Source organism: Paenibacillus dokdonensis (genome assembly GCF_004916975.1).
In the GTDB taxonomy this organism is placed as follows: domain Bacteria; phylum Bacillota; class Bacilli; order Paenibacillales; family Paenibacillaceae; genus Paenibacillus_AQ; species Paenibacillus_AQ dokdonensis.
Genome location: NZ_STGQ01000001.1, coordinates 421,247 through 444,539 on the forward strand (window position 1 = coordinate 421,247; position 23,293 = coordinate 444,539).

Genomic DNA, 23,293 nt, shown 5'->3' on the forward strand with positions numbered 1-23,293 from the left:
TCTTATACGATAACTTGTACGTACAATCGAAGAGGGAAGGAAGTGGCTGTGATGCTGGAAGCATTAAAACAGCAGGTGCTGGAGGCCAATTTGGCTCTGCCTAAACACGGACTCGTTACCTTTACATGGGGAAATGTAAGTGGCATTGACCGGGAAAGCGGATTGTTCGTCATTAAGCCAAGCGGTGTACCTTACGAGGATTTACAAGCGCTGGACATGGTGGTTGTTGATCTGGAAGGCAGCGTTGTTGAAGGGGATCTGCGTCCATCCTCCGATACGCCTACGCATATGGTTTTATACCGGTCATTTCCGGATATCGGGGGGATTGTACACACCCATTCGCCATGGGGAACAAGCTGGGCACAAGCGGGGCGCGCGCTACCGGCTTCGGGGACCACGCATGCGGATTATTTTTATGGGGAAATCCCGGTGACGCGTCCAATGACCAAAGTAGAAATTGAGGGCGCTTACGAGCTGGAGACCGGCAATGTCATTGTGGAGCGGTTCCAGGAGCTGGGGCTTGATCCGGGCCAGGTTCCGGGCGTACTTGTGCATGCCCACGCGCCTTTTGTCTGGGGAAACGATGCACATAATGCGGTCCATAATGCTGTAGTATTGGAGGAGGTTGCCAAAATAACCGCACGGATGCTGCAGCTGAATCCGGACTGTCAGCCGATGGACCAAACGCTGCTGGACCGTCACTTCCTGCGGAAGCATGGAGTGAATGCGTATTATGGACAGAAATGATAATCGATAATCATAGTCAGCAATCATAACTCGTTTGCGATCTGGAGGGATTCATATGGGCAAAAAGTATACCATCGGAGTGGATTACGGAACGCAGTCCGGACGTGCCGTCTTGGTTGAGCTGTCAAACGGTCAGGAAGTGGCCGACCACGTTACCGCTTACCCGCATCATGTGATGGATGAACGTCTGCCGGGATCGGGGAAGAAGCTTGCACATGACTGGGCACTTCAGCATCCGGATGACTATTTGGAGGTGCTGAGAAGCTCGGTGCCTGCCGTCGTCAGGGAATCGGGAATCGATCCGGAAGACATTATCGGGATCGGCATTGATTTTACAGCCTGCACCATGCTGCCTGTGGATGCGAAGGGGGAGCCGCTATGCCTGAAACCGGAGCTTCAGGATCATCCCCACAGCTGGGTGAAGCTGTGGAAACATCATGCGGCACAGCCGGAAGCGGATAAAATTAACCGGATTGCCGCGCAGCGCGGCGAAGCCTTCCTTCCCAGATACGGAGGCAAAATCTCATCGGAGTGGATGATCGCCAAGGTGTGGCAGATTCTGGATGAGGCACCGGAGATTTATGAGCAGACGGATCTGTTCCTGGAGGCGACGGATTGGGTTATTTCGCAAATGACGGGCAGAATCGTCCGCAACAGCTGCACCGCTGGTTATAAAGCGATCTGGCATAAGCAGGAAGGGTATCCCCACAATGAATATTTCAAGGCGCTTGATCCGCGGCTGGAGCACCTGACAGAGACCAAGCTTCGCGGGGATGTCATTCCTCTCGGAACAAATGCCGGTGGGTTGACGGAGCCGATGGCGGCGATGATGGGGCTGAAACCTGGCATAGCTGTAGCGGTAGGCAACGTCGATGCCCATGCCGCAGTTCCTGCCGTAGGAGTCGTTACACCCGGAAAGCTGGTGATGGCGATGGGAACATCGATCTGTCATATGCTGCTCGGTACGGAAGAGAAGCAGGTTGAAGGTATGTGCGGAGTCGTAGAAGATGGCATTATACCTGGATTATTCGGCTATGAGGCGGGGCAATCAGCGGTAGGAGATATTTTTGAATGGTATGTTGAGGAAGCGCTTCCGGCCTATGTGAAGGAAGCGGCAGAAAGCGAGGGGCTGGGAGTTCATGCGTGGCTGGAGAAGGAAGCAGCACTTTATAAACCGGGACAGACCGGTCTTCTGGCGCTCGATTGGTGGAACGGCAACCGTTCCGTACTCGTTGACACGGATTTGACAGGCTTGATGCTGGGCATGACGCTGCTGACGAAACCCCAGGAGATTTACCGGACATTGCTGGAGGCAACGGCTTTTGGCACGCGCAAAATTGTGGATGCCTTCCATTCGAGCGGCGTTCATGTCGATGCCCTGTACGCATGCGGAGGATTGCCGCAGAAAAATAAACTCCTAATGCAAATTTATGCCGATGTGACCAACCGTGAGATTTTCGTTGCGGATTCCAAACAGACGCCTGCGCTGGGGGCGGCGATCTTTGCAGCTGTGGCGGCCGGTGAGGCTGCGGGTGGCAATGACACGGTCATTGCAGCAGCTGAGAACATGGCAAGGGTGAAGGATGAGACATTTAAGCCGATTCCGGAAAATGTTGAGGTTTATGATCGTCTTTATCGGGAGTACAACCTTCTCCATGATTATTTTGGCCGCGGTGAAAATGACGTAATGAAACGGCTGAAGAGCATTAAAAAGTCCGTTGAATAAAGATGAAACACCGATTATTTCGCAGGAATGGGGCCTCATTGCTGGTGAACAGTTCGTGGGAGGGATAAGCATGAACAAGGGCATGGAGACACAGGGTCTGGATCAAATAGTACTGGAAAAGGGCGCCATCAAGAAATCGGCTGCGTATCTGGAGGAAAAAGGGTATCAGCAAGTGATTATTACGGCCGATGCAAACACATACGAGGCTGCGGGCAAGCAGCTGGAGCAGGAACTGCGGAAGACGATCCGAAGGACCAGCTTGTGTATCATTGATCCGGGAGCTGCGAGAGATGTCGTTGCAGATGAACAATCGCTCCTGCAGCTGCTGATCGAGGTTGATCCTGAAAAGACAGACGCCGTTATTGCTGTGGGTTCAGGCACCATTCATGATATCGTCCGCTTTGCATGCTATAAGACGGGCAAGCCTTTTATTTCAATACCTACAGCCCCGTCGGTAGATGGTTTTACTTCAAAAGGAGCTCCGCTGATTATTCGCGGCGTCAAGAAGACATTTCTGGCATCAGCACCTGTGGCAATTTTCGCAGATCTGGATATTTTGGTTAAAGCTCCACAGAAGCTGGTCGCTGCGGGATTCGGGGATATGCTCGGCAAATATACCTCGCTATTTGATTGGAAGTTCTCTCATCTTACAGCAGATGAGCCTTATCATGAACCGTCGGCAGTGATGACGGAAAAAGCGCTTCGTTCATGTGTGGAGCATGTGGATGATATCGGAGAACGGACAGAGGAAGGAATTCGTATTCTCATGACAGCTCTCATCGAATCCGGAATTGCCATGCTGATCTTTGGGCAGTCCCATCCGGCTTCGGGTGCAGAGCATCATGTATCCCATTATTGGGAGATGGAATATTTGCGCAGAGGCAGCCGGGCGCTGCTGCATGGTGCCAAGGTAGGCGTCGCCTGCGCTGAAATATCACGCCTTTACCATAATGCGGTTGATCGCGGGTTCTATCCGGGTCAAGAGCCAGAAGCCCTGCGCCAGCATGGGGCAATCATACGGGAATGGCTGAAAGAGGTGCCTTCAGAAGGAGAGATCCGCTCGCTGCTCCAGCGTGCTGGTGGTCCTGTAAGCAAGGCAGAGCTCGGAATTGACAATGCGTTGTTAGAACGAAGTCTGCGGGAAGCACATCATGTGCGCGAACGCCGTACGATGCTGCGCGCATTAAATGAAGCTTAGTTCAGGAGGCTGTTATCTATATAGAGTCAGCAGTCCAAGAAAATCAACAAAGGACCTGAAGCATAAACCGCATACTTCAGGTCCCTATTCGATAGCTGGCGTTTGCCGTGTTGCGGCTTGATTAACCTTCCTTCACGTCATAAAGCACACGCGCCAACAAATCCTGGCCGTAATTGCCAAAGTTTTTGCCGAAGATGGTCAAGCCTCTTTTATTCTCGGGCTTCTCCGTAACGGCGATGCGGAAGGTCAATTCGCTTTTATAGTCAAGATTGATCTGGTCCAGGGTAACATCCGAAATCCGGCAGCCATCGATAAAGCTGCCTTCATGATTGATCCGGATCAGCTTCAGCATACCGTACTGGTTAAGATGAGGCGGCCACCAGTCCGGATTGAAGGTGCCGCGTGCATCCCCGAAGTCTCCGGGACTGGTCCATATGCCGATCTCAATCCCGTTGATATAGAAGTAAATATCCGACGGGTAATTGTCACAGAAGCCGGGAGCCTCAGAGCCCAGTTCCATCGAGAACTGAATCTCCCGGAATGTCTGGTTAGGCTTCAGATAGTTGGGGATCCGGTATTCCAGAAACCCTTCCGTCAACCATATGATTTCGGCATCGATCCGCTGCGGATCAGCAAAATAGCGGGGATCATCAAAATCTCCTACAATGCTGTCTTTGGTCGCCAAGCCGCATGTAGGCAATGCTTGATAGTTGCTATAATGTCCTACCTGGATCTCTACTTCATATAAATTCTTCACATCTTTGCTGCGCAGGTCCACCATCAGCTTGTCTTTATTAAGGTAGCATATCTTCTGAATACCATGTTTGCCAACACTGGTGTTGATTTCAATGAGCCCGCTTTCCTCAAGCTTTTTGACATGCATCGTAATGGCTCCATTGCTCAAATTAAGCTTACCCGCAAGGTCATTCAGGTTGAGAGTCTGGTTTTTGGCAAGCAATTCGAGGATCTGGATTCTGATTTCAGAGCTCAATGCTTTAAAAATATCAATACCGCTCATCAAATCCTTGATGTAGATCATATAAACGAAACCCTCTTCCGGTAGGTAATGGATAAAATTGCATTCATTTATTTTAGATAATTATAAACTAACGTAGTCGTTAAAGATAGTATTCAATCTTTTTTTGCTAGAATATCACGATTTGTTAATGTCTAGATGTGTATTATCTATGTTTGTTTTAAACTAAATTGAAATATAATGTGAAAAGTAAGCCTAATTCGAGAGTTTAGCAAGAATTTCATGACTATATCCATTGAAATAAAAATTAATTTTATAAAAACCTAAAAAGATTTATACTTTATCGTTTACATTCCATTTTCCATATGTTATTTTATACCTGTAAGCGGATTCATTTAATAAAACGTAAAATGTTTTATATAAATATAAATTAAATGGAAAGGTGATGATTAAATGTCATCCACAGCACAGAAGGCAAGGGTTATCGTAGATAAGGCCTTTAGAATCGCAGAAATTGATAATCGCATATATGGATCATTTATAGAGCATTTGGGACGGGCGGTATATAGCGGAATTTATGAGCCTTCCCATTCAATGGCAGACAGCCTTGGTTTTCGCGGAGATGTGAAGCAGCTTGTCCGGGAGCTGGGGGTCCCGATTATCCGATATCCTGGGGGCAATTTCGTGTCGGGATATAACTGGGAAGATGGCGTTGGTCCAGCGAATCTTCGGCCCAAGCGTCTTGAATTGGCCTGGAGAACGACGGAACCGAACGATGTAGGAACGAATGAATTCATGAGCTGGGCGAAGGAAGTCGGCTCAGAGGTAATGATGGCAGTCAATCTGGGAACCCGGGGTGTGGATGCAGCCCGCAACCTGCTTGAATATTGCAATCATCCTTCCGGAAGCTACTACAGTGATCTGCGCCGCAGTCATGGATACGAACAGCCTCATCGGGTGAAAACCTGGTGTCTCGGCAATGAAATGGACGGTCCTTGGCAGATCGGACAGAAGACACCCGTAGAATACGGGAGATTGGCATATGAGACCGCAAAGGCTATGCGTCTGGTTGATCCCAATATCGAACTTGTCTCTTGTGGGAGCTCAAGTACCGGGATGCCGACCTTTCCAGAATGGGAAGCTGTCACACTCGATCACACCTACGAGGTTGCCGATTACATATCTTTACACCAGTACTATGGCAATAGAGATGGAGATTCAGCAAACTTCCTGGCAAGAACGATGGATATGGAGCATTTTATCCGGACGGTTACGGCCACATGTGATTATATCAAAGCGAAAAAACGCAGCAAAAAAACGATGTATCTCAGCTTCGATGAATGGAATGTCTGGTACCATTCGAACGAAGCGGATACCCAAATCGAGCCTTGGGGCGTAGGTCCTCCGCAGCTGGAGGATATTTATAATTTTGAAGATGCTCTGCTTGTCGGCGGTATGTTAATTACGATGATCCGCCACGCAGACCGTGTCAAAATGGCCTGTCTGGCGCAGCTGGTCAACGTCATCGCACCCATCATGACGGAAGCTGGCGGCCGGGCCTGGAAGCAGACGATATTTTATCCATACCTTCACGCTTCGCTGTTTGGACGCGGCACATCACTACAGCCAATCATCAACTCACCGAAATACGATGCTCAGGACTATACAGATGTTCCTTATTTGGATAGTGCTGTTGTTCATAACGAAGCCGAGGAAGAACTGACTATCTTTGCCCTGAACCGCAATCTGACCGATCCGCTGGATTTGGAATGCGATGTCCGCAGCTTCGCCGGCTACCAGCTGGTTGAACATATCGTTCTGGAGCACGAGGATTTGAAGGCGGTAAATACCGCAGCCGAAGAAAAAGTTAAACCTCATTCCGGAGGAGGGGCAGTATGCAGGGATGGATTACTCCACGCCCGCTTATCCGCAGCTTCCTGGAATGTTATACGTTTGAAAAAGACTTATGACGACAAATAAAAATGCAGGAGGGTCAAGTATGAAGAAAAAATGGTTGGTTACACTGCTGGTGCTTACGATGACATCGCTTTTGTGGGGATGCGGCGCCAAGTCGTCCTCGTCTTCCAAAGGGGAAACCTCGGTGCTGGACGCCGGGGCGGGGGAAAGCGCAACGGAATTATCTTATTGGACATTTGTAGAACTGCATGGACAGCACTTTGAGAAAATGCTTGAAAAATGGAACAAAGCAAATCCGGACCGCCAGATCAAGCTGAATGTAACCGTTATGCCATACGATGACATGCACAACAAGCTGTCGATTGCTGTTCAGACCGGGGTAGGCGCGCCGGATATTGCGGACATCGAGCTTGGCAAATACCCCGACTTCATGAAGGGCACTCCGCAGCTTGAGCCTCTGGACGATGTGGTGAAACCGTACAAAGACACCGTTGTCCAATCACAGCTGGATCTGTACAGCAAAGATGGGACCGTTTACGGGTTGTCCACGCATGTCGGAGCCTCCGTTGCTTTTTACAACACGGAAATTCTGAAGGAAGCAGGCGTTGATTATAAAACCATCGTCACCTGGGATGATTTCAAGAAAGCGGGCATGCAGGTCTACGAGAAAACCGGCAAGTACATGGGAACTGCAGACACCAGTGCCACATGGCAGGAATCCATGATGCTTGCCCAGCAGGGAGCTGATTTTACCGATGAGGCTGGTAATCCGAAAGTGAATTCCGAGCAAATGATCAAGGGGCTTTCCATCCTGAAGGATCTGAAGGACAACAACGTGATTGCAACCATAGCAGGCGGCCAGCCGGATACTGAAGAGGCTTATGGCGAATTCAATTCAGGGAATTATGCTACCGCATTCATGCCGCTATGGGAGATGTCCCGTTACACCAACTACATGGCTGACCTTTCCGGCAAAATCGCCATTGCACCGATTCCTGTCATCGAGAAGGGCATGCCGCGCTCTTATGGCGGTGGAGGTACGGCAACCGTTGTAACCAAAACAGCCAAAGACGTTCAACTGGCTAAAGAATTCATTGCATATGCCAAGCTCTCCCTTGATGCCAATATTGAAATTTGGAATACGCTCGGATTTGATCCGATCAATATGGACGTATGGGATATGAAGGATGTGACCCATAATCCGGAAAACAAGTTCGTTAAGTATTTCGTCAACAACCCGTTTGACGTACTGAATGACATTAAAAGTGAAATTAAGCTTATCAAATCCACTCCAGCCAGTCCTACCATCAATAACATACTCTGCACAGTGACCCTAAACGAGATCTTTGAGGACGGAAAAGACATCAAGAAAGCACTGGATGATGCTCAGGCGCAAATCGAGCAAGAATTGAAATAAGCAATCATGGTACCAAAACTTGAGAGCTGCTCTGTACCAGAGTAGCTCTCTTTCCAAAAGGGGTAGGAGGCTATGATAAAAAGATTTCTGTATTCGCAAAAAGTTGCTCCTTATGTGTTCGTGCTGCCATTCATTTTGATTTTTCTTATTTTCTGGGTATATCCGCTAGGGAGTTCTCTGAGCATGAGCTTTCAAAAGGTGACGCTTGGACAGGATGCGCAGTGGGTGGGCTTTGATAATTATACCAAGCTCATGGGTGACAAGACCTTTTTCAAAGCAGTCGCTAACAGCGCGATATACATGGTGCTGACACTTGTCATTTTGATTCCGTTTCCAATGCTGTTTGCCGTACTGATCAACAGTAAGCTGATGTGGGCAAGGGAATTTTTTAAATCTTCCTTCTTCTTCCCGGCGCTCACTTCGGTTGTTGTAGCGGGTACGATTTTCCGGCTGATGTTTGGTGAGATGGAAGGCTCGATGATCAACAGCATCCTCGGCCTCTTCGGCATCGAACCCATGAAGTTTTTGAAAGGACAGGTAACAGGATATATTGCTTTGGTGGCGCTCGCCACATGGAGATGGACCGGGGTGAATATGCTTTATTTCCTTTCGGGGCTCAAGAATATTCCGGATGACTATTACGAAGCTGCATCGATTGACGGTGCATCCAGGTTCCAGAAGTTCACGAAAATCACGATGCCGCTGCTTAAACCCACTTCGATTTACGTCCTTACGATAAGTATCTACGCCGGTCTTGCGATGTTCATCGAGAGCATGATGCTGTGGAACGGAAACAACTCCCCCAAAAATATCGGTCTTACCATCGTGGGGTATTTGTATCGTCAAGGGATCGAGAAGAATAATCTGGGCTATGCGGCGGCAGTCGGCATTGTACTGCTTGCCATCACGATGATTATCAACCTGACTCAACTGGCATTCTCCGGAATGTTTAAGAAGGAGGATTAAGCATGAAAAAGGATATGGTGTTGAAAACAGTCCTCTTTATCTTTTTTGCGGTTGTGGGTCTTCTTATTCTCATTCCATTCTATGCGGTAACGATTGCCTCGTTTAAGCCAGGCGGGGATCTCATCCGCTACGGTCTTAACCTGCGGTTTGATCTGTCCGTGATGAGCCTGGATAACTTCGCTTATTTGTTTACGGGAGATCATGCCTATTTTACATGGTTCTTTAATTCCTTATTTTTGACGGTTGCTCAGGTTGCTCTGACGCTGATTGTTAGCGCGACGGTGGCCTATGGCTTTTCGGCATATGAATTTAAGGGAAAAAACATTCTTTTTATATGTGTGCTACTCATTATGATGGTTCCATTTGAGATTTTGCTGCTTCCGCTCTATACGCTGATTTTCAACATTGGACTGATGAACTCTTACTCTGCGATTATTTTGCCCGGGGTCGCGAGTGCGGCCACGATTTTCTTCTTTAGACAATATCTCAGTGGCATTCCCAAGGAAATTATTTCGGCAGGCCGTGTGGATGGCGCCTCCGAATACGGAATATACATTCGTCTGATTTTGCCGATCATGAAGCCGTCGTTTGCAGCCATGGCGATTTTGAACGGAATGAACAGCTGGAACAATTTCCTGTGGCCGTTCATGGTTCTCAGCGATGATAGAAAGTACACGCTGCCCATTGGTCTGAAGACGCTGCTTACTCCTTACGGCAACAACTATGATCTGCTTATCGTAGGGTCCTTCTTTTCGATTATCCCCATCTTCATCCTGTTCGTCGCCTTCCAGAAATACTTTATCGATGGCATGACGGCAGGTGCGGTTAAAGGCTAGACCGTTTTAAAAAAATGATTTTCAATAAAACAACTGGCAGAGAGCGAGGAAGATTTGATGATTAAAATGCATATTAACAAGCAGCAGACCCATGGGACGATCAGCCGTTATTTGTACGGACAATTTGCCGAGCATCTCGGCCGATGCATCTATGAAGGCATATGGGTAGGAGAAGATTCGCCCATCCCGAATACGGAGGGTTACCGCAATGATGTTCTGAAGGCACTTCAGAATCTGAATATACCGGTACTGCGCTGGCCTGGCGGCTGTTTTGCGGATGAATACCACTGGATGGACTGCATCGGCCCCAAATCAAAGCGGGCACGGATGATTAACAATCACTGGGGGGGCGTGGAGGAAAATAACCACTTCGGTACGCATGAATTTTTGCGCTTATGCGAGCTGCTGCAAACCGAGCCCTACATCAGCGGAAACGTGGGCAGCGGCACCGTACGGGAAATGCAGCAGTGGGTGGAATATATGACTCTTGACGGAGAATCGCCGATGGCCAGCCTGCGTAAGGAAAATGGGCGTGAGGAGCCGTGGAAGCTGCCCTTTTTCGGTGTGGGGAACGAAAACTGGGGCTGCGGCGGGAATATGAGGCCGGAATACTACGCGGATCTGTACCGCCACTATTCTACCTATGTCCGAAATTACGGCGGTAACCGGATATATAAAATCGCTTGCGGACCCAATACCGCCGACTATCACTGGACAGAGGTCCTGATGCGTGAAGCCGCAGGACTGATGGATGGTCTCAGCCTGCACTACTATACACTGCCTACGGGCGAGTGGTCCGGAAGCAAAGGTTCTGCAACGGAATACGGTGTGGATGCGTGGTTCTCCACGATGAAGAACACGTTGTATATGGAAGAACTCATCGTCAAGCATTCCAAAATCATGGATAAATACGATCCTGAAGGCAGAGTCGGGCTCATTATTGATGAATGGGGCAGCTGGTATGATGTCGAGCCGGGCACGAATCCGGGATTCCTGTATCAGCAAAATACGCTTCGCGATGCATTGATCGCCGGTACCAATCTCAACATTTTCCACAAGTACAGTCAACGCGTGAAAATGGCAAACATCGCCCAAGTGGTCAATGTGCTGCAAGCCATGGTGCTGACAGAGGGAGATCAGATGCTGCTCACTCCGACGTACCATGTATTTCATATGTATAAAGTACATCAGGATGCCGAGCTGTTGGATGTATCGTTTGATAGTCCAATGTATAAACATGGAGCAGAGATGATTCCGCAGATTAACATGTCCGCTTCTGTGGATGCCAATGGCGTCATTCACTTGTCCATCTGTAACCTTCATCATGCGGAAAGTGTTTCAGTCCGCTGCCTTCTGGAAGGAGTGGAAGACAAGCAGGTGACAGGTACCATCCTTGCACATTCTTCACTGAATGCCCATAACACATTCCAACATCCTAACGAGGTTGCACCGGTGACATTTACCGGGGCCAAGCTGGAAGAAGGCGAGCTGATTGTTGAACTTCCGCCTGCCTCGGTAGTTGTTCTGGATCTGAAATAAGGTGGCTTTGATGGAGCAGCGTCAGAATCAGTGTAGAGGATGCATGGAGAGTGTTCAGATCTCATCTGAAAAATTGGAACGGCTTGTGGAAATTGCGACCCGTGGCAGAGAAAGCGTGCCGGACGAAGAATACGCATGGCGTATGGAGCAATGTCAGCAATGCCCTGGCCTCCAGTATGGAACCACCTGCCGCTATTGCGGCTGCCTGGTTGCCGTAAGGGCCCGCTTGCAGGAGTCTGTCTGCCCGTTTCCTCTCGTTCCGAAATGGGATTCGTCGGCAGCCCTGTGAATTCCAATCCAGACTAAACTGTGCTACATAAAGGAGAAACCAACATGAATACAAACCAGGAATACAACAATCCTATCGTATGGCAGCGAGCCGACCCGTGGGTGTATAAGCACAGCGATCATTATTACTACTTTACAGCTTCCGTGCCAGAGTATGACCGGATTGAGATTCGCAGATCCCGAACCCTGCAGGGATTGGGTGAAGCTGAGCCAACAGTGGCATGGCGAAAATATGACAGCGGCCCGCTCAGCGCGAATATCTGGGCGCCGGAGCTTCACTATATAAGCGGCAAATGGTACATCTATTTTGCAGCTGCACGGACGACGGAGACAAAAGCTGGCTTATTCGATCACCGGATGTACGTGCTGGAGAATGACTCGGCCAATCCAATGGAAGGGCAATGGGTTGAAAAGGGACAGATTCGTACAAAATGGGAATCGTTCGCTCTGGACGCAACCACGTTTAAACATCATGACGTCCTGTACTACGTATGGGCGCAAAAGGATCCGGAAATCGAGGGGAATTCGAATCTGTATATCTCGGTCATGAGCAATCCGTGGACGTTAACGGGGGAACAGGTGATGATCTCGACTCCGGAATACCCTTGGGAAATCATTGGTTTTAAAGTCAATGAGGGAGCAGCGGTTCTGAAGCGGAATGGGCGCATTTATATCAGTTACTCAGCCAGTGCTACGGATCACAACTATTGCATGGGCCTGCTGTATGCGGATGAATCGTCCGACCTGCTGAATCCTGCTTCCTGGGTGAAATCATCTCAGCCCGTATTCCAGACATCGGAAGAAAATGGTCAATATGGACCGGGGCATAACAGCTTTACGGTTTCGGAGGATGGAAAAGATGTGATCGTGTATCATGCCCGTAATTATAAAGAAATTACAGGTGATCCGCTGTATGATCCAAACCGCCATACCAGAGCTCAGATGTTTACCTGGAATGAGGACGGGATGCCAGACTTCGGTGTTCCGGCTCCGGATGCACCGGTTAAGGAAATGAAGTAAAACTAAGCTAATGCCGATAAAAGGGTCCGCTTTCAAAACAGCGGGCTCTTTTTTTGTGAATTATTGCATCATAACGGCTGATATGAACCTGCATGCGAATAAAATGTATACTATTGCAGAAGGCGATTATATGTTGGAAGGAACTGAGCGGAGCATGAAATAACACGAATTCCGCATTTTATGATGGATTATGGCTGTTTAAGGTTAAAGGGTATTATAGAGGAATAAAGTTATTGGAAGAAAATAGTTGGTCATACTAAGACATGATGGAGTCGATTGCCGTTGAACCATACAGAGCTGGATGATAAAAATGTTCAAATCGGCCTTTCGGGCTGGGGAGATCATGATGAAATTTATCCAAAAGGGACCAAAGCGGGAGAGAAGCTTCAGGTATACAGCAACCGATTTCCGATTGTGGAGCTTGACAGCTCCTTTTATGCTGTGCCTTCACCGGAAAGAATGCAGAAATGGAGCGAACAGACGCCCGATTCCTTCGGTTTTATTGTCAAAGCATATCAGGGAATGACGGGACATGCCCGTGGGAAAATCCCCTTTGCGGACACCAGGTCCATGTTTCAGGCTTTTCGGGAGTCGGCAGAAGAGATGCAGAAGGCGGGCAAGCTGAGGGCGATATTGTTTCAGTATCCGCCATGGTTTGATTGTGATCGGAAGCATGTTGAAATGCTGCGCAGAACCCGGGAATGGATGGACGGATTTCCGCTGGCTCTCGAATTTCGGCATCAAAGCTGGTTCCATGGGGAAATGATGGACAAGACACTCGCTTTTATGAGGGAGGAAGGCTGGATTCATTCGATTTGCGATGAACCGCAGGCTGGCGAAGGGTCCGTACCGATGATTCTTGAACCGACTCGGGACGATTTCACACTCGTCCGCCTTCATGGCCGGAATGCAGCCGGGTGGCATTCGAGCGGACAGCCCAATTGGCGGGAGGTCAGATACCTGTACCGGTACAATGAGCAAGAACTTATGGAATGGGAGGGAAATATTAACAAATTACTCGAATCGACCCAAAACTGCTGGGTCATATTTAATAATAACTCCGGCGGTGACGCTGCGGGTAATGCTATACAGCTGATGAATTTATTGAATTTGGATGCTCCCGAGCTGCCTCCAGACCAATTGATGCTTTTTGAAGATTAAAGAACCTATAAGTTTTATGGAAGATATGACCCGTGTTGTAAACATTGTCATATGTAAAATGCCCTTTTGTCCTGATTGATCTGTTTTTTAGATCATAACTATATTAAATGGTTATTTCAGGTATGGAGAAGATATGTTTATAATAGAAGTTGAGCCGCTTTCATTTATGGTGAAACGGCTTACAAGAATCATTTTTTCAGATTTCCGTCCAACGCATAGAAGAATGGTTCGAAGGTCAACTCATTCTATATGACTATTAAAAAATCAAGGCGGAGGTATCACTTTAGCGATGATAACCAATAAGAATGACACACAAACGCAGGGAGCCTGGGAAAACTACTACGGCCCCAACCTGGGATATGTTCAGGAACAGTATGAACGTTACGTGAAAGATCCTGATTCTGTGGATGAAACGTTCCGCAAAGTGTTTCAGATGTGGGGCGCACCTCCAATTGCGCCGGCTGCACTGGCACCGGTAAACGCAGCATCCGCCAGCGCGCCAATCGACAGCAGCATGCTGAAGAAGGGTGTGGATGCCGGTAAGCTTGTATGGAATATCCGTGCATACGGCCATCTGGCTGCAGACATCGATCCACTCGGCATCATTCCGAAGCCGGACACACGCATACTTGAACCTGAACAATACGGACTGAGTCAGTCCGATCTAACGGCTTTCCCTGCATCCCTGATCTGGGACGGGGCGCCTGAGAATGTTAGAACCGGTTGGGAAGCCATCCAGAAGCTGCGTCAAACATATACAGGAACCATTGCCTTTGAATTCAGCCATGTGCATGACACGGAAGAGCGCGTATGGCTGAACCGTCATGTCGAAAGCGGAATTTTCCCTGCTCCCCTGAGTGAGTCGGAGAAAACGAACCTGCTTGAGAGACTGATCGAAGTTGAGCAGTTCGAGGAATTCCTGCACCGTACCTTTGTAGGACAGAAACGCTTCTCTATTGAAGGTAATGACGTGCTGGTTCCAATGCTCGACGAAATGGTACGCATCATGTCCGACGAAGGCGCAGAGCATATCCTGATGGGTATGGCACACCGCGGCCGTTTGAACGTTCTGGCTCATGTACTCGGCAAGCCATACGATAAGATTTTCTCTGAATTCCACCATTCGCCAAACAAGAAGCTGTTCCCTTCGGAAGGCTCGATGGGCATCAACTTCGGCTGGACCGGCGACGTGAAATACCATCTGGGCGCAAAACGTGTCCTGAAGGATGGCAGTGTCGTGCAGACCCGGATTACGCTTGCGAATAACCCGAGTCACCTTGAGTTTGTCAATCCGGTTGTTGAAGGCTTTGCCCGCGCAGCGCAGGAAGACCGCACGCAGCCAGGCTATCCGCAGCAGGATGTGAACAAGGCCGCGACAGTTCTGATTCACGGCGACTCCGCCTTCCCTGGCGAAGGCATTGTGGCGGAAACACTGAACTTCAACAAGCTTCCTGGCTTCCAAAACGGCGGTACGATCCATATCATCGCCAACAACAACATCGGTTTCACGACCGAAAGCCGGGATTCCCGTTCGACTCATTATGCAAGTGACCTGGCGAAGGGCTACGAGATTCCGATCGTCCATGTGAATGCTGATGATCCGGAAGCATGTATGTCCGCCATCCGCCTTGCGAGCGAATACCGCAATAAATTTAAGAAGGACTTCCTGATTGATCTGGTCGGCTACCGCCGATACGGACATAATGAAACGGATGATCCGGATACTACGCAGCCGCTCATTTATAACAAAGTGAAGAGCCACCCGCGTGTTGTCAGCATCTATGCAGATGTACTGAACCAAAAAGGCGTGGTGAATAAAGAGCAGTCCAATGATATGATTCAGCAGGTTCAAAACCGCATGAAGGATGCTTACGACAAGATTAAGGATCTAGAGCAGGAGCCGGCGAATTCTCATCAGCAAACACCTGCTGAAGACCGGATCAAGGCGATTAAGACGGGCGTGCCTCTGAACACGCTGCGTGAAATCAATACGGATCTGCTGAAACGTCCGGCCGACTTTAATGTCTATCCGAAGCTGCAGCGTATTCTGGAACGCCGCGAATCCGCATTAAACGATGGTGAAAAGGTAGACTGGAGTCTAGCGGAAACGCTGGCCTTCGCAAGCATTATTGCTGACGGTAAGCCGATCCGTCTTACAGGCCAGGATGCCGAACGTGCGACGTTCGCACACCGTAACCTGGTGCTGCATGATACGAAGAACGGTTCGACCTTCTGCCCGATTCACGAGCTTCCGCAGGCGAAGGCATCCTTTGCGATCTACAACAGCCCGCTTTCCGAGGCTTCGGTGCTCGGATTTGAATATGGATACAACGTATATTCTCCAGAGACGCTTGTCATCTGGGAAGCCCAGTTTGGTGATTTCGCGAACTGCGCGCAGGTGATCACGGACCAGTTCATCTCGGCTGGACGTTCTAAATGGGGACAAAAATCAAGTCTGGTAATGCTGCTTCCTCACGGTTATGAAGGACAGGGACCAGAGCACTCCAGTGCACGTCTGGAACGTTTCCTCCAGCTTGGCGGCGAAGAGAACTTTACCGTTGTTAATCTGTCCAGTGCAGCTCAGTACTTCCACTTGCTTCGCCGTCAGGCAGCATTGACCGAAAGTGAAGATGCACGCCCGCTGATCGTGATGTCGCCGAAAAGCCTCATCCGTAACACGCGTGTTGCATCAAACGGACAGGAGCTTAGCGAAGGACACTTCAAGCGTGTGCTTGAACAACAAGGTCTTGGCGGAAATCCTGAGCGTGTTGAGCGCCTAGTTCTCTGCAGCGGTAAAATTGCCGTGGAGCTTGAGGAAGCACTCGATAAAGAAGAAGAAGCGAAGGATTGGCTGCATATCCTCCGTGTAGAACAGCTTTACCCATTCCCTGAACAAGAAGTTCGTGAGATTCTCGCACGTTTTACAAATGTTAAGGAAATATTGTGGGTACAGGAAGAACCGGAAAACATGGGTGCTTGGCGTTATATCGAGCCTCATCTCCGCAGAGTGGCACCACAAGGTACGCCAGTAAATTACAACGGTCGTCCGGAACGTTCGAGTACCGCCAGCGGCTTCCAACAGATACACAGCTTTGAACAACAACAAATCGTATCTACAGCATTGAACCAAAAATCTATTAAGCATAACATCGCACTGGGGAGGTAGCAGGCAGTGAGCGAAATTACAGTACCGGCAATGGGTGAATCTATCACAGAGGGAACTATTTTTAAGTGGCATGTCAAAGAAGGGGACGCAGTTAACCAGGGGGATGTTCTTCTGGAACTGGAAACAGATAAGGTCAATCTTGAAATCAGTGCCGAGGAATCCGGCGTGGTCGAGAAGATTTTGAGAAACGATGGTGACACCGTTCAAATCGGCGAAGTTCTGGGCAGAATTTCTGCAGGCGGTGAAGCGGCTGCAGCTGCTCCAGCTAAAGAAGAGCCGAAGGCACAAGAGAAGACAGCACCAGCTGCTCCTAGTGCTCCTGCACCGGCTGAATCTGCGAAAGAAGGGGATTCTTACCTTGCAGCATCACCGGCAGCACGCAAGCTTGCACGCGAGCAAGGCATTGATCTGGAACAGGTTAACCGTGATCCGAAGGGACGCATCTTCCAGGATAACGTGAAGAGTCATACGGAAGCACCGGCTCCACGCCCATCGGCTCCAGCCCCTGCGGCAGCACCGGCTGAAGTAAGCCAGCCAGGCAAACCGGCTGAGCGCACACGCATGTCCCGCCGCCGGGCAACGATTGCGAAGCGCCTGGTTGAAGCACAGCACACTGCTGCGATGCTGACTACCTTCAACGAAGTGGATATGACGGCTATCATGGATGTCCGCAAACGCCGTAAAGATGCTTTTAAAGAGAAGCATGAGATCGGTTTGGGCTTCATGTCCTTCTTTACGAAGGCTGTTGTGGGTGCACTTAAGAAATTCCCGCATCTGAATGCTGAAATTGACGGTGAGGATATCATCGTGAAGAAATATTATGATATCGGTATTGCCGTATCGGCGAAGGAAGGCCTCGTCGTTCCGGTCGTTCGTGACGCGGATCGTCTGGGATTTGCCGAAATCGAGAAGGAAATTGCTTCGCTTGCTTCGAAAGCACGCAATAACTCTCTGGCATTGTCTGAGCTTCAAGGAGGCACGTTCACGATTACGAATGGTGGTACATTCGGTTCCCTGATGTCTACACCAATCCTGAATGCGCCGCAAGTAGGTATTCTAGGTATGCATAAAATCCAGCTTCGTCCGGTAGCGATTGACGCAGAACGCTCGGAGAACCGTCCGATGATGTACATTGCGTTGTCTTATGACCACCGGATCGTGGATGGCAGTGAAGCTGTCCGCTTCCTCGTGACGGTTAAGGAACTCTTGGAAGATCCAGAATCCTTGCTGCTTGAAGGCTGATCAATCGATATCATATGAAAAAAGCCGAACCGTACATTGCGGTTCGGCTTTTTGCTATGTATTAAAAACGTACATCCGTTGACTTTTCTGTAGGACTGAATTATGCTGTTTATATACCCTATAGGGTATGCCAATTCATACACATATTTTTGCTCCAAGAGAAGAAAAGGGGATTATTTATGACTTCATCAACCATATTTTATATCGTACTGGCACTCTTCGTCTTATGGATGCTCTATCGCATGTTCGCACCTGTTAAGGGGCTTGTGCAGCTTCGTGACGAACCCTTTCGCAAGAAGCTGGAGCAGTCCAAACATAAGCATCTGATTGACGTCCGGGAAGTCCATGAATTCAAATCAGGGCATATTCCGGGCGCTGTCAACATTCCCCTGTCCCAAATTGGAAGCAGAGCTTCAGAAATCACCAAGGACAGTGATGTTTTCATTTATTGCCAGAGCGGCATGAGAAGCAAGCAAGCATCTAAAATGCTGCTGAAGAGCGGTTTTCCGGAAGTGAACAACCTAATGGGCGGTATATCTTCCTGGACTGGAAAACGTATCCGTTAGAATACACTTCAACGTTAAAAGGGCATCCCCAGAGCTCCGTAAGTCGGATCTGGAGATGCCCTTTTTTAATCATATCACAGCGGTATTGTCTTCATTTACTGGCCGCTGGCATTTGAACCATCCTCCATCGACGGCTGCATCAGCTGGTCTGCAGGCGTGCTTGGATCATGCCAGTTGGTAATCAGCTTGCGGATATATTCGATATCCTCCTCATCCGGATCGTAATACCAGATGGAATCACGCATGGCTCCTTTGCCTTTAAGCATATAGTTACTGAAGGTAGGCATGCTGCCTTCATAGAAGGATTTGGCCAGGTCGATCATGAACGTGGAGTTCATGTTGGTTTTGAAATTGTTTCCGGCGACCTTGATCAGGTCCGGAATTTTCGTAATGTTTTTGATCTCAAGCGCTCTGGCCATGACGGCATCAATAAGAACCCGATGTCTCATGGTTCGATTAAAATCAGAATCCTCACGATAGCGGGCATAACTTAGTGCGTCGTCACCGTCATAAATTGATTTGTTAGGCTCGATCCGCAGCTTCTCATGAATCTTCTGCTTGTTTTCAATGACCTTGGTAATCGGCAGATGCACACCGCCAAGCTTGTCGACCACGTCTTTTAAGCCTTGAAAGTTAATGGTGGCATAGAAGTCGACATTATTTCCAACCAGATTTTCAACCGTATCCACGCTTCGTTTAATTCCTCCGCGCGCATAAGCGGCATTAATTTTGCTCTTCTTATTTTCTTCAGCAATCTCGGTGTATGTATCTCGTGGTATGGAAATAAGAAGAATCTTGCTATCCTCTGGGCGTACGACAGAATAAATGACCGTATCGGAGCGTCCAGGTTCATTTTTGCGCTCATCCGTTCCAAGCAGGAGTAAGGAAAATGGGTTTTGAACCTTATCCGGCTTAACCTCTTCGTCGATTTTTTCGTAGGATTGATCCAATGTCTCTGTAACGGTATCTTTCATTAAGGTATCAAAAGCGAGTAATGCGGCTTGCTTCCTGAATATGTAACCTGCTCCTGCTATGAGTAGGAGGCAAACAAGCGTGATAAGCAGCCAGGTTCCTTTGCGTTTCTTTTTCTTTTTTTTTCGGGGGCGTGTCAGCCTTTGCGGCTCTTGATTTTCCATCTAAATCTCCTGTTTGGTTCGTCATGGGTCAAGCTGCTGGACAACAATTTACAAAATTTTCTTATGCTATTAAACTATTTTATAGTATTCTCTTAAAAAAAATCAACACATGGGCTCATGTCAATCGCCAGCAACCGATATTTTTCAACATCAAGGCAGCAAAAAAAGACGACTTGATGTGCCGTCTTTTCAAATGAGCTTAGAATGGATTATATATAAAGGGGGACCATTCCTTCTAGTACAGGGCAGGGGTTTGCAGTCTATCGTTAAGACGTTCCAATTTTCGGATGATTTCCTTTTGCCATCGGATGTCATTCAGCTGTTTTGCGAGATTCAGAAGATCCAAATAATCGTCAATCCGCATCTCTGCGCATTGCGCCGATGTTTTCACCATGCTCGTCGACTCCTTAACCGTTGATTGTAAATTGCTTCTCTGAGAATCATTGTATCATAAACTCATTCTCAATGATAATCTTTCTCAATAAAAACATAAATTTTTTTTGGAGAGGAACATGCATATGATGGAAGCAACGTTAAAATGGCTGGATTGGGCCAAACAAATTCAGGGGATTGCTCAGACGGGTCTGGCATATACCAAAGACGTTTATGACAAGGAACGCTATGAGCAGCTCCGTGCGCTCAGTCTGGAGATCATGGGACAATACACGGATGTGGAGAGCAGCAAGCTGCTGGACCTCTTCGCAGGCGAATATGGCTATGCTACACCGAAGGTGGATATCCGCGGCGTTGTGATTCAGGATGATCAGATTCTGCTGGTGAGAGAGAAAGAGGAAGGAGAGTGGTCACTGCCTGGAGGCTGGGCCGATCTGCTGCTTTCCCCGTCTGAAATTGCGGTAAAGGAAGTCAGAGAAGAGTCGGGTTATGAGGTCAAGACGCTGCACCTGCTTGCTGTGCTGGATAATCACAAGCATAACCCGCCCGCTCCTTATCATGCTTACAAGCTGTTTATTCACTGCGAAATTATCGGCGGTAAAGCTCAAGAAGGAGTCGAAACCAGCGGCGTAGCGTTTTTTGGCAAAGACGAGCTGCCGCAGCTTTCACAAAACCGGAATACTGAAGAACAGATTAAGCTCATGTTTGATCTCCTGAAGAATCCGCAGCGTATTCCGGTATTCGATTGATGAATATATCTGATCAAACTGCTGCCTGTTGCAGCAGTTTTTCTTTTGCCTCAAACGTTCTACCATCTTCCTCGCCTATAAGCTTATAGAAATTAACTGTTGGACGGATGGTAGCTGTTTTTGTAGTATTGTAGCTGCTATCCAATTTATACTGCTGAACGCTGCAACTGAGGAGGGGCATCATGCTGTCTACTTTTGTCCATACCATATATCAAGTATTTCTTCCTATATCCTTGCCTGTGATCGGCGGGGCTTTGATTAAGCGTTTTAAGAAAATGGAAACCAAGCCGCTCTCCACACTATCCCTGTATCTGCTCAGCCCTGCGCTTATTTTTGAGACGCTGATGCACGCGGATATTTCATATGGAGATGTAACTCAGACCGTACTGTTTACGATATTGAACATGCTGCTGCTCTGGGCGCTCGCGGCCGGGCTTGGCAAGCTGTTGATCCTGCCTGCGGCGGAACGTTCGGGTCTTACCCTGGTGGCCCTCTTCACCAACTGCGTCAATTACGGTCTGCCGCTTGTATTGCTGGCCTTCGGCCAAGCCGGAATGGATAAGGCCTCGGTGTATGTTATTTTACAGATTATCATTGTGAATACGATCGGGGTATATTTTGCGGCACGTTCACATTTTTCCATGAAGCAGGCAGCACTGTCCATCTTCAAGCTACCATCGGTGTACGCCGCTGCGCTGGCCGTTTTACTTCGTATGAGTGGATGGTCATTGCCAGAGGGCTTGGAGCAGGGAGTATCCATGGTATCGGGAGCCTATTCTTCGGTTGCCCTGTTTATCCTGGGTGCGCAGATGGTCAGTGTGAATACCGGTGGCGCTGCGAAGGCCGTTTATTCAGCTGTGGCGCAAAAGGCATTTTATGCCGGTATGTCGCTCCGGCTGGTGCTTTCCCCGCTGGCATCCATGCTGCTTCTGTTGTTGATGGGTGTACATGGTACGCTGTTTAACGTTATTCTGATTCTCAGCTCTATGCCGGCTGCGGTAAATGCGGTCATTCTGGCAGAGCAGTTCGATGCAGCACCGAAGGTTGTGACACGCTGTATCTTATGGACCACACTGGCTTCGTTCATCCTGCTGCCGCTCATGATTGGCTGGCTTTCCTGACATTTACTTACGGCGCGGTTACCGTGTACTCCGGATTGTTAAAATGGATTTGATCCTTCAGACCAGACGATTTGTAGATCCGGTTGTCATCCGTGATGAAAAAAGCCTCTACACCTGCTTGTTTCTCGATATATTTCAAACCTTCTTCAAGCCCCATAATAAACACGGCGGTGGATAGTGCATCGGCATCCGCTGCCGAATCGGAAATGATGGTCACGCTTTTGAGCCCGCTTTGGCTTGGATAGCCTGTCCGCGGGTCGAGAATATGATGGTATTTGACTCCGTTTTCCACGAAAAAGCGTTCGTAAACGCCGGATGAGTCAATCGTTTTGTTATGGATTTGCATGCTGCCAAGTGAAGTGCCACGGCTTTGGTCGGGATCCTGCAGACCGATATTCCAGCTAAGCCCACCGGGCTTGCTCCCCAAAGCGATAATGCTGCTTCCCCCAAGATTAAACATCGCGCTTTCCACTTGATGTTTCCTTAGATATGCGGCCACGCGGTCGGCGGCATAGCCCTTGCCAATCCCCCCGAGATCAAGCGCCATTCCAGGCCGGGTCAGCTTAATCGTTCTCTCCTCAGAATTCAGAAGAACATTTTTATACCCGATCAGGCTCCTAGCCGAAGCAAGCTCATTGTTGGCCGGAACATGCGCCCCCTCGTTGCCAATATTCCAGAGGCTGACCAGCGGTCCGACAGTGGGATCATACAAGCCGCCGGTTTGTACGGCGTAATCCAGAGCCTTTTTCACCACATCAAACGTATCCTGCGATACATGAACCGCTTGCTTACCCGCACTCTGGTTGACTTTATACAGCTCACTGGTCTGCAATGTACGGCTCAGCTCTTGGTCCATGGTTTCCAAAAGATTCTTAATGTCATCAAGCTGTTGAGGCAATGCATGCTCCCCGTACAGCTTCACATTCACAACGGTATCGAATATAAAGTAGGTTTCTGAAATGGCTGCCGCCTGTTTAGCCTCGGCTTTGGCCTCTGGACCGGCTCCGGATAAGAAAGGAAGGCTGCCCCGTCCAAAAACGGCCGCACCACCGGCTGCGATGAGCACCAATGCAAGCATCCCTATCATCCATTTTCGTTTCATCATCCATCCCCCCATGGCTCTTATTCT

20 protein-coding genes are annotated in these 23,293 nt (G+C 48.8%); 16 read left to right on the forward strand and 4 right to left on the reverse strand.

Annotated elements, in window-relative coordinates:
• Positions 1-51 precede the first annotated feature (51 nt).
• From araD to E6W40_RS02145, 3 genes are all read left to right on the forward strand, one after another.
• Positions 52-747 (forward strand): L-ribulose-5-phosphate 4-epimerase, encoded by a 696-nt coding sequence (gene araD, locus E6W40_RS02135; RefSeq protein ID WP_136606789.1) that lies wholly within the window; start codon positions 52-54, stop codon positions 745-747.
• A 55-nt stretch (positions 748-802) separates the two neighbouring features.
• Complete coding sequence (locus E6W40_RS02140; RefSeq protein ID WP_136603968.1) at positions 803-2,473, forward strand: ribulokinase; 1,671 nt, start codon at positions 803-805, stop codon at positions 2,471-2,473.
• Positions 2,474-2,543: 70 nt separating this feature from the next.
• Positions 2,544-3,671, forward strand: a complete 1,128-nt coding sequence (locus E6W40_RS02145) for a sn-glycerol-1-phosphate dehydrogenase (protein WP_136606790.1) — start codon at positions 2,544-2,546, stop codon at positions 3,669-3,671.
• Between the two features lie 121 nt (positions 3,672-3,792).
• Here the strand turns inward: E6W40_RS02145 and E6W40_RS02150 are convergent, their stop codons facing one another.
• On the reverse strand, positions 3,793-4,710 hold the full coding sequence (locus tag E6W40_RS02150) for an ArsR/SmtB family transcription factor (protein ID WP_136603969.1): 918 nt from the start codon (positions 4,708-4,710) through the stop codon (positions 3,793-3,795).
• Positions 4,711-5,100: 390 nt separating this feature from the next.
• Between E6W40_RS02150 and arfA the strand changes: the two genes are divergently transcribed.
• The 11 genes from arfA to E6W40_RS02205 all read left to right on the forward strand — a co-directional run bounded on the left by arfA (position 5,101) and on the right by E6W40_RS02205 (position 18,765).
• Entirely contained in the window at positions 5,101-6,627 is a 1,527-nt protein-coding gene (gene arfA / locus E6W40_RS02155; protein WP_136603970.1) for an arabinosylfuranosidase ArfA, read from the forward strand.
• Between the two features lie 19 nt (positions 6,628-6,646).
• On the forward strand, positions 6,647-7,981 hold the full coding sequence (locus tag E6W40_RS02160) for an ABC transporter substrate-binding protein (protein WP_136603971.1): 1,335 nt from the start codon (positions 6,647-6,649) through the stop codon (positions 7,979-7,981).
• Between the two features lie 72 nt (positions 7,982-8,053).
• On the forward strand, positions 8,054-8,947 hold the full coding sequence (locus E6W40_RS02165; RefSeq protein WP_136603972.1) for a carbohydrate ABC transporter permease: 894 nt from the start codon (positions 8,054-8,056) through the stop codon (positions 8,945-8,947).
• A 2-nt stretch (positions 8,948-8,949) separates the two neighbouring features.
• Positions 8,950-9,783, forward strand: a complete 834-nt coding sequence (locus E6W40_RS02170) for a carbohydrate ABC transporter permease (RefSeq protein WP_136603973.1) — start codon at positions 8,950-8,952, stop codon at positions 9,781-9,783.
• Between the two features lie 57 nt (positions 9,784-9,840).
• Positions 9,841-11,322 carry an alpha-N-arabinofuranosidase gene (locus tag E6W40_RS02175; protein ID WP_136603974.1) on the forward strand — a complete coding sequence of 494 codons (1,482 nt, stop codon included), beginning with the start codon at positions 9,841-9,843 and terminating at the stop codon, positions 11,320-11,322.
• Positions 11,323-11,332: 10 nt separating this feature from the next.
• Positions 11,333-11,611, forward strand: coding sequence for a DUF6171 family protein (locus E6W40_RS02180; protein ID WP_136603975.1), 279 nt, complete (start codon positions 11,333-11,335; stop codon positions 11,609-11,611).
• Between the two features lie 44 nt (positions 11,612-11,655).
• Positions 11,656-12,630 (forward strand): glycoside hydrolase family 43 protein, encoded by a 975-nt coding sequence (locus tag E6W40_RS02185; RefSeq protein WP_136603976.1) that lies wholly within the window; start codon positions 11,656-11,658, stop codon positions 12,628-12,630.
• Between the two features lie 276 nt (positions 12,631-12,906).
• A complete protein-coding gene (locus tag E6W40_RS02190) occupies positions 12,907-13,791 on the forward strand; it encodes a DUF72 domain-containing protein (RefSeq protein WP_425464904.1) in 885 nt (294 codons plus the stop codon).
• Positions 13,792-14,080: 289 nt separating this feature from the next.
• Positions 14,081-16,957 carry a 2-oxoglutarate dehydrogenase E1 component gene (locus E6W40_RS02195; protein WP_136603978.1) on the forward strand — a complete coding sequence of 959 codons (2,877 nt, stop codon included), beginning with the start codon at positions 14,081-14,083 and terminating at the stop codon, positions 16,955-16,957.
• A gap of 6 nt (positions 16,958-16,963) precedes the next feature.
• Positions 16,964-18,199 carry a 2-oxoglutarate dehydrogenase complex dihydrolipoyllysine-residue succinyltransferase gene (odhB, locus tag E6W40_RS02200; RefSeq protein WP_136603979.1) on the forward strand — a complete coding sequence of 412 codons (1,236 nt, stop codon included), beginning with the start codon at positions 16,964-16,966 and terminating at the stop codon, positions 18,197-18,199.
• A 179-nt stretch (positions 18,200-18,378) separates the two neighbouring features.
• On the forward strand, positions 18,379-18,765 hold the full coding sequence (locus E6W40_RS02205; protein WP_136603980.1) for a rhodanese-like domain-containing protein: 387 nt from the start codon (positions 18,379-18,381) through the stop codon (positions 18,763-18,765).
• Between the two features lie 95 nt (positions 18,766-18,860).
• Here the strand turns inward: E6W40_RS02205 and E6W40_RS02210 are convergent, their stop codons facing one another.
• Together E6W40_RS02210 and E6W40_RS29355 are read right to left on the reverse strand one after the other, a co-directional pair.
• Entirely contained in the window at positions 18,861-19,901 is a 1,041-nt protein-coding gene (locus E6W40_RS02210; protein ID WP_136603981.1) for an LCP family protein, read from the reverse strand.
• A gap of 235 nt (positions 19,902-20,136) precedes the next feature.
• Positions 20,137-20,295, reverse strand: a complete 159-nt coding sequence (locus E6W40_RS29355; protein ID WP_168928802.1) for a hypothetical protein — start codon at positions 20,293-20,295, stop codon at positions 20,137-20,139.
• Positions 20,296-20,419: 124 nt separating this feature from the next.
• Between E6W40_RS29355 and E6W40_RS02215 the strand changes: the two genes are divergently transcribed.
• Complete coding sequence (locus tag E6W40_RS02215; RefSeq protein WP_425464905.1) at positions 20,420-21,043, forward strand: NUDIX hydrolase; 624 nt, start codon at positions 20,420-20,422, stop codon at positions 21,041-21,043.
• A 182-nt stretch (positions 21,044-21,225) separates the two neighbouring features.
• Positions 21,226-22,164 (forward strand): AEC family transporter, encoded by a 939-nt coding sequence (locus tag E6W40_RS02220; protein WP_136603982.1) that lies wholly within the window; start codon positions 21,226-21,228, stop codon positions 22,162-22,164.
• Positions 22,165-22,171: 7 nt separating this feature from the next.
• Here E6W40_RS02220 and E6W40_RS02225 read toward each other — a convergent pair whose 3' ends face one another.
• Positions 22,172-23,269 (reverse strand): FAD:protein FMN transferase, encoded by a 1,098-nt coding sequence (locus E6W40_RS02225; RefSeq protein WP_246072811.1) that lies wholly within the window; start codon positions 23,267-23,269, stop codon positions 22,172-22,174.
• Positions 23,270-23,293 lie beyond the last annotated feature (24 nt).